The 7,480-nt window shown below is 70.9% G+C and carries 7 protein-coding genes and 1 pseudogene; 5 read left to right on the top strand and 3 right to left on the bottom strand.

The window, feature by feature from the left end; translation table 11 throughout:
- From AB0G14_RS29665 to AB0G14_RS29650, 4 genes and pseudogenes are all read left to right on the top strand, one after another.
- Positions 1-188: pseudogene (locus AB0G14_RS29665) on the top strand (IS630 family transposase); the annotation flags it as partial.
- Positions 189-528: 340 nt separating this feature from the next.
- Complete coding sequence (locus AB0G14_RS29660; protein WP_357703014.1) at positions 529-1,461, top strand: ABC transporter ATP-binding protein; 933 nt, start codon at positions 529-531, stop codon at positions 1,459-1,461.
- On the top strand, positions 1,458-2,288 hold the full coding sequence (locus AB0G14_RS29655) for an ABC transporter permease (RefSeq protein WP_357703012.1): 831 nt from the start codon (positions 1,458-1,460) through the stop codon (positions 2,286-2,288). Before AB0G14_RS29660 ends, AB0G14_RS29655 begins: the two co-directional genes overlap by 4 nt.
- Positions 2,285-2,515, top strand: a complete 231-nt coding sequence (locus AB0G14_RS29650; RefSeq protein ID WP_357703010.1) for a hypothetical protein — start codon at positions 2,285-2,287, stop codon at positions 2,513-2,515. The genes AB0G14_RS29655 and AB0G14_RS29650 overlap by 4 nt, the downstream gene beginning before the upstream one ends.
- A 201-nt stretch (positions 2,516-2,716) precedes the next feature.
- Here the strand turns inward: AB0G14_RS29650 and AB0G14_RS29645 are convergent, their stop codons facing one another.
- A complete protein-coding gene (locus AB0G14_RS29645; RefSeq protein ID WP_357703008.1) occupies positions 2,717-3,814 on the bottom strand; it encodes an IS630 family transposase in 1,098 nt (365 codons plus the stop codon).
- A gap of 153 nt (positions 3,815-3,967) precedes the next feature.
- Complete coding sequence (locus AB0G14_RS29640) at positions 3,968-5,617, bottom strand: family 10 glycosylhydrolase (protein WP_357703006.1); 1,650 nt, start codon at positions 5,615-5,617, stop codon at positions 3,968-3,970.
- Positions 5,618-5,779: 162 nt separating this feature from the next.
- Between AB0G14_RS29640 and AB0G14_RS29635 the strand changes: the two genes are divergently transcribed.
- Complete coding sequence (locus AB0G14_RS29635; RefSeq protein WP_357703004.1) at positions 5,780-5,977, top strand: hypothetical protein; 198 nt, start codon at positions 5,780-5,782, stop codon at positions 5,975-5,977.
- 73 nt (positions 5,978-6,050) lie between these two features.
- Here AB0G14_RS29635 and AB0G14_RS29630 read toward each other — a convergent pair whose 3' ends face one another.
- Positions 6,051-7,457, bottom strand: coding sequence for a PLP-dependent aminotransferase family protein (locus tag AB0G14_RS29630; RefSeq protein WP_357703002.1), 1,407 nt, complete (start codon positions 7,455-7,457; stop codon positions 6,051-6,053).
- Positions 7,458-7,480: the final 23 nt, after the last annotated feature.

Here is a 7,480-nt window from a genome sequence, read left to right as displayed (position 1 = left end):
ACCGCAAGCTTCGCCGTTCCACCCACCGCAGCGTCAAAGCCCTCGAAGACGACGTCAACGCCTGGATCGCGGCGTGGAACGACAACCCCAAACCCCTTGTCTGGACCAAAACCGCCGACCAGATCCTCGACAATCTCGCCAACTACTGCACCCGGATCAATAAAGCTTCCAACGACTCAGGACACTAGCCCGTGTTTCATAAGGGCTTTCCGGCCGTGAGATAGGTCCGGCGTGGCGGTGATCGATACAAGTTGAGGTCTCCGGTAGATCGGTTAGCGACCAAGCAAACCGAAGACCGACCGGAGACCTCGTGCCCAGGGTAGCGGCAGCGAGGCGGCACGATCTCACCGACGCTCAGTGGGCGGGGCTGCGGCCCGTCCTGCCTGCGGAGCCGAGCCGGGGTCGTCCGCCACGGCGATATCGCGGGCTCGGTGTGCGGAACGCACGGACGACGTGTGCATACCGCATGGCCGGGACATGACACGGCGTGGATTGGCTCTGTCGCCGGCCACCGGCAGCCTCGGAGGCATGGACGACGTCGTAATCGAAGTGGACAGCCTGCGCCGCAACTACGGGCAGTTCGAGGCGGTCCGGGGGGTATCGCTGCGGGTCCACCGTGGTGAGCTGTTCGCCCTGCTCGGCACCAACGGAGCGGGCAAGACCACCACAATCGAGGTGTTGGAGGGGCTGCAGCCGGCCACCTCTGGCTGGGTCCGGGTGCTCGGGCTGGACCCGGTGCGGGACCGGGCCGCGCTGCGCCCACAGACGGGGGTGATGCTCCAGCACGGCGGATTCACCGGCTCGCTGACGGTTCGGGAAACGGTGGAGATCTGGCGCTCGCTCACCGTCCGGCCGTGCACCTCCCAGCAGGTGCTGGAACTGGTCGAGCTGACCCACCGGAGGGACGTGGCGGTCGAGCAGCTCTCCGGAGGCGAGGGGCGGCGGCTGGAGCTGGCCCTGGCCGTACTCGGCCGGCCGCAGGTGCTCTTCCTCGACGAGCCGACCACAGGCATGGACCCGGCCTCCCGGCGGCGCACCTGGAACGTCGTGCGGGAACTCCAGCAGAACGGCACGACGGTGCTGCTCACCACGCACTATCTGGAGGAGGCGGAGGTGCTCGCCGACCGGGTGGCGATCATGCGCCGTGGGCACATCGTAGCGACGGGAGCCCCGCACGACATCGTCCGCACCCTGCCCGCCCGGATCACCTTCCGGCTGCCGAAGGCGGACGTGCTCCCCGGCCTGCCGCACGCCACGCGCTCGGTCGAGGGCGACCGGGTCACGTACGAGTCACGTCAGCTCCAGGCCGACCTAGCCCGGCTGCTCGACTGGGCCAACACGAGCGACGTCCAGCTTTCCGCGCTGTCAGCGCGACCGGCCACCCTGGAGGATGTCTTCCTGGACATCGCCGCCGACCACGATCTGACCAACCAGTACGCGGATCCGGAGACTGCCCGATGAGCGAGACGATGACGACGCGGACCCCGACCACCGCACCCGGTGACCGGGCCACCCGGCCGTTCTGGCAGATGACCGCGCTGCTGAAGATGGAACTGTTGGCCCTGCGCCGCAACTGGACGGCCACTGCCATGTCTGCGTGTTCCCCCCTGATCATCGCCATCCTGCTCGTCAGCAGCTACGCAGGTCAGACAGTGCCCGGCGTCCGCAGGGTCGTCAGCGTCACCACCCTGGTCATGGTCTTCCTGGTTCACCATCACCTGACGACCGTGTACGCCTCGCGCCGCCAGGAACTGGTGCTCAAGCGCCTGCGCGCTGGGCTTGCCTCGGACCGCACCATCCTGCTCGGCACGGCCAGCAGCACCATCCTGATGTTCCTCGCCCAGTTCGTCGTGCTGGCCTGCTACGCCGTCGCGGTGCTCGGTCTGCCGGCGCCGACGAACCCGCTGGTCATCGCGGTGGCGCTGCTGCTGGGGTCCGCGATCATGGCGGCGTTCTCGGCCGCGCTTTCTGCGGTCACCCGCACGTCCGAAGCGGCCATGCTGACCACCCTGCCGACCGTGGTGATCTTCCTGGCCACGCCAGGTGCGATGCTGCCGCTCGGCGCGCTGCCGGAGTCGCTGGAGCGGGTGCTCTGGTTCCTGCCCAGCGGGCCGTTCACCGAGATGATGCGGGTCGGCTGGCTCGCCCACACCGACGAGGGCCAGGCGCTGGCTCTCGCCGAGACCTTTGTCGCGGTGCTGCCTTCCCTCGGTGTGCTGTTGGCCTGGCTGGTGGTGTCGCTTCTCGTGGCACGCCGGTACTTCCGCTGGGAGCCCCGGCACAGATGATCGAGGGTCCCGGCATCGAGAACGCGAGCACGAACCGGACGCAGGCCGATCGGGACCTCGGCCTGCGCCGGGCCCGTGCCGTCACGTCGAGCACCGTCGGCAGCGGAGCGCAACAGCCCGAGAACACCGCCGCCGCTGTCGGCCGTGTCATGCAAAGGCCAGCGCGATATGCCGGCCCCGACGGGCTGTGTGACCAGGGCGGTCAGCCGGAAATCTCGGCGAGCTGACCATTGCCGCTGGGATCGCAGCAAGCGCACCAAGCAACAGGAAAAGCACGACAAGCCCGTGTGCGCTCCACTCGCGGCGCGTCCACGGCGAGCAGCAACCAGGCGAGCACCTGCCCGCATACGACAACCAGGGGACGGAGCTGTGCCACGAACCGGACGACCATCGGGCGACCCACGTGGCGCCCGACTTTGACACAGACCCTAGAGTCCCGAGTCGTTGATTCGTTTGCAGTATGCGGCGATCGTTTCGAGGATGTCGTCAGCCGTCTTGGTCCACACGAACGGCTTGGGGTCGGCGTTCCACGCCTCGATCCAGGCGGTGACGTCGGCTTCCAGTGCGGCGACGCTGCGGTGGGCCGATCGGCGGAGTTTGCGGTTGGTCAGTTCGGCGAACCAGCGCTCGACGAGGTTGAGCCAGGACGAGTAGGTCGGGGTGAAGTGCAGGTGGAACCGGGGGTGCTTGAGTAGCCACTGCCCGATGGCGGGCGTCTTGTGGGTGGCGTAGTTGCCCAGCACGAGATGCAGGCCCAGCTCGGGCGGGGTGGCCCGGTCGATGGTGCGCAGGAAGCGCAGGAACTCCTGGTGGCGGTGTTTGCGCTGGGTCTGGCCGATGACCTTGCCGGTGGCCACGTCGAGGACGGCGAACAGGCTGGTGGTGCCGTGGCGGACGTAGTCGTGGGTCACCCGGCCGGGCACGCCGGGCATCATCGGCAGTATCGGCGCGATCCGATCCAGGGCCTGGATCTGCGACTTCTCGTCCACAGCGAGGACAATGGCTGCCTCGGGCGGGTCCAGGTACAACCCGACGATGTCGCGAACCTTGTCGATGAACAGCGGGTCGGTCGACAACTTCCAGCTGTCAACCTGGTGCGGTTTGAGGCCGAACGCCCGCCAGATCCGCGAGACCGCGGTCTGATTCAGCCCCACCGCCTTCGCCATCGACCGTGTCGACCAGTGACTGTCCTCATCAGACGGCCGCTCCTCCAAGGTCTTCGTGATCACGGCCTCGACCTGCACGTCAGTGATCTTCCGCGGCGCGCCCGGACGCGGCTCGTCCCGCAGTCCGTCCACCCGATCGACCACGAACCGCTTACGCCACTTGCCAACCGTCGGCAGCGACACACCGAGCCGCCGGGAGACCTCACTGTTGGACAAGCCCTCCGCACACGCCAGCACGATCCGCGCCCGCACCGCCAACGCCTGTGCCGTCTTCGGCCGACGCGCCAACCCTCGTAGCGCCTCCCGCTCCTCGGCGGTCAACTCCAGCGGCGCCAGCTTCGGACCACGACCATCACCCACACCGGCAATCTACCAGCGAATTAACGACTCAGCACACTAGTTCAGCCCGCACCACACCGGGCTCGGCATGTGGACCACGAGGCGTGCCGCGATCGCTCACCCGCAGGCCGGTCGGTCAGGCACCGGCCGCAGCACCGCAGGACGGACAGGCTCTCACGGTACGGCGACGGCCACCGGCGCGCTGAGTCGGCCCTCGTTTCCGCTGCGGTCCAGGCCGGACACGCAGTAGGAGAACGAACCGTCCGTCGGGGCGGTGCGGTCGACCCAGCCCGTACCCCGGGCGGTGCCGACGAGCCGGGCCGCATCGCCGTCCACTCGGTAGACGGCGAAGCTCGCGGCCCCGTCCCCGCGCCAGGTCAGCGCCATCTCGCCGTCGCCCTGACGGCGCGCGCCGGTGACCGTGGGGGCGGCCGGCGCTGCCGCTGGTAGGTGCGCCATCGCGGGCACGAGTGCCGGGCCGGCGTAGTGTGTCCCGCTGTACCGGCTGACCGCCCCGAGCTTGTCGGCGCGCACCTGCCGGGCGCTGAAGTGCACGCTCCCGCTCACCCCGTGCCGCCGGTTGAGGGCGAGCTGGCGGTCCAGCTCGGCCGGGTCGCGCCAGGCACCACGCTCGCCCACCCGGTAGTCGGCCTGGCCGATGTAGAGCTGCACGCGGGTGCCCTTCACCGTGGCCGCCCACCACGGCAGCAGCGTGGCGTAGTCGGCCCTGTCGAACCCGATGTGCCAGTAGAGCTGTGGTACGACGTAGTCCAGCCACTGCTCCCGTACCCAGAGTCGGGTGTCGGCGTAGATGTCGTCGTAGCTCTGCAGCCCGGCTGTCGCGGAGCCGGCTGGGTCGGTGCGCTTGTTGCGCCAGATGCCGAACGGGCTGATGCCGAACTTCACCCACGGCTTGATCGCCTTGATCCGCTCGCTCATCTCCCGCACGAGGGTGTTCACGTTGTCGCGGCGCCAGGCGTGCTTGTCCGCGGACCGCCGGCCGTACCAGGCGAACGCCGCGTCGTCGGGGAAGTCCTGCCCGGCCTCCGGATAGGGGTAGAAGAAGTCGTCGAAGTGCACCCCGTCGACGTCGTACCGCCGCACCGCCTCCAACATCGAGTCCTCGACGAACGTGCGCGCCTCGGGGATGCCCGGGTTGAAGTAGAGGCGGCTGCCGGGCTTGTCGGCGCTGGGATAGGTCACCACCCAGTCCGGGTGCCGGCGCAGCGGGTGGGTCGGTGCGAGCTGGTCCAGCCGGGGGCCGGGTCCGCCCACTGTGGCCGGCTGCCCGCCCCGGTACGGGTTGAACCAGGCGTGGAACTCCAGGTCGCGGGCGTGCGTCTCGGCGATCATGAACTCCATCGGGTCCCAGCCCGGGTCGCGGCCGTCGCGCCGCCCGGTCAGCCACTCCGACCACGGCGCGTATTCCGACGGCCAAAGCGCGTCCCCGCTCGGCCGCACGTGCACGAAGACCGCGTTGTGGTTGCGCCGCACGGCCAGGTCCAGCCAGCCCCGGAACTCCGCCCGTACCGTCTCGGCCGGCAGCCCGCGCCGGCTCGGCCAGTCGATGTTGTTCACCGTCGTGATCCACATGCCGCGCAACTCGCGGGGCGCCCGGGCCGTCCGGCCGGCACAGGTCGGGGTGCCGGCCCCCGGGCCGACGGCGGACGCGTCACCCGGCGCCGATGCGCCGCCGCCAGCACCCCGGTCCCGCAGCGACCAGGCACCGGCCGCGACCGCCAGGGCGAGCGCGGCGACCACCGCAACCAGCGCGTGGGTACGACGACGGTGGGCGAGGGGAACGGGCGGAGCAACGACGGGCATCGCCCCAGTCTGCCCAGTTGCTGCCCGCCGGGTGAACCAGTCAGCCTCATACTTAACGATCGGATAAGGCCGGCTGCCGGCCCTGTGGTGCGCTACCCGCCGGGGTCAGACGGACATCGACTGCTCAACCAGTGGAGCGGGGTTTGCGGCAGCTAGCGCGGCGTGTTCGCGGTGCACGACGCCGACCTCGACGAGGGCGGAGCCGTCGAGGCGAGTTGTGTGTCCACGCTCGGCGAGCTCGGCCGGCTGTATCAGGCGGAGGTCTCCCGCCTTACGGAATGGGCCCAGAGACACCAGGAACGGGACCTGGGGGCGTTCCTGGCCCGGATCCTGCCCCTGCCCGAGCTGGACCGGCCGTGAGGATGCACGAGGAGTCCTGCCGGCGTGGACCGACCGCTGTGGGCCTGGGAACGGGATCGCCGGCCGGGACGCGTCAGGCAGATGCCGTTCGGCTCGCCAGCGCACGGGAGAGCCTGCGGACGGCCTCGTCCATGAGGTCGGGTGGCGCGGCCGCGTAGGTGAGGCGCAGGTGCGGGGCCGGGGGTTCGGCGGCGTACCACGGCCGCCCCGGGAAGACCACGACGCCCTCGTGGGCCGCGGCGGCGGCCAGCGCGACGTCGTCGGTGCCGTCGGGCAGACGGGCCCACAGGTGCAGGCCGCCCCGCGGAGCCACCTGTGGGGCGAGTGGGGGCAGGTGCCGCCGCAGCGCGGCCAGCAGTGCCGCGCGCCGCGCCTGCAACGCGGCGCGCACGGTGCGGTGGTGACGCGCCCACGCCGGGGAGGTGACGAACTCGATCGTGGCCTGCTGCAGGGGGCCGGCCACGAAGAAGTCGTCGAGCAGCCGGCCTGCCCGCAGGCGGGCGCCGGCCGGGCCACGGGCGCCGATCGCCGCGACGCGGAGCCCGGGCGCGGCGGACTTGGTCAGGGAGCGCAGGTAGACGACGTGTCCGTCGGGGTCGTCGGCGGCCAGTGGAGGTGTGGCCTCGCCGTCGATGGCGAGGTCCCGGGCGTAGTCGTCCTCGATCAGGAACGCCCCGGCGTCGCGTACGGCGGCGGAGACCTCGGCGCGGCGGTGGGCCGCCAGGGTCGCGCCGGTGGGGTTGGCGTACAGCGGCTGGCAGTAGAACAACCGCGCGCCAGTGCGGGTGAACGCGGCGGCCAGTTGGTCGGGCCGTACGCCGTCGGCGTCGGCGGGGACGGGCACCACCCGCAGTCCGGCGGCGCGGGCCGTGGCCAGCGCGCCCAGGTAGGTCGGCGACTCGACGAGCAGGGTGTCACCGGGGGCGGCGAGCGCGCGGAGCGCGGAGGACAGCGCGGCCTGCCCGCCCGGGCAGATCACCATGTCGCCGGCGCTCAGCCCGCCTCCGGCCTCCCGGGCGAACCAGGCGCGCAGGTCCTCGCGACCCTCGGCCGGGCCGCGCTGCCACGACGCGGGCTGTCGGGCGGCTCGGGCCAGCGCGGCACCGAGCGCGGCTGCCGGTTGAAGATCCGGGACCAGGTAGCCGCCGGACAGCGGTATCGCGTCCGAGGGTGGTAGCGCCAGTAACGCCTGCATGTCCTCCTCGCCGGGTGGGCGAGGGCCGAGCGCCACGGTCTGCCAGGACAGGTCCGACCCGGGCTGCCGCGTGGACGCGGCGGCCACGAACGTGCCCCGCCCTGATCGCGCCTCGACCAGTCCCTGCGCGGTGAGCTGACGGATCGCCTCGGTGACCGTCACCGGGGAGGCCTGGTGCCGCGCGGTCAGCTCGCGTACCGAGGGCAGCCGGTCCCCCGGGTCGGCCCGGGCGACGAGCGTGCGCAGATCTTGGATGACACGCTCGACTGCGTTACCGTTGCCCATGAAGGACAAGAGTAGCGCTACTG

Source organism: Micromonospora sp. NPDC023814 (assembly GCF_040639595.1).
Taxonomy (GTDB): domain Bacteria; phylum Actinomycetota; class Actinomycetes; order Mycobacteriales; family Micromonosporaceae; genus Micromonospora.
Note: the sequence above shows the minus strand (reverse complement) of the source record. Positions and strands in the feature narration are given on the sequence as shown.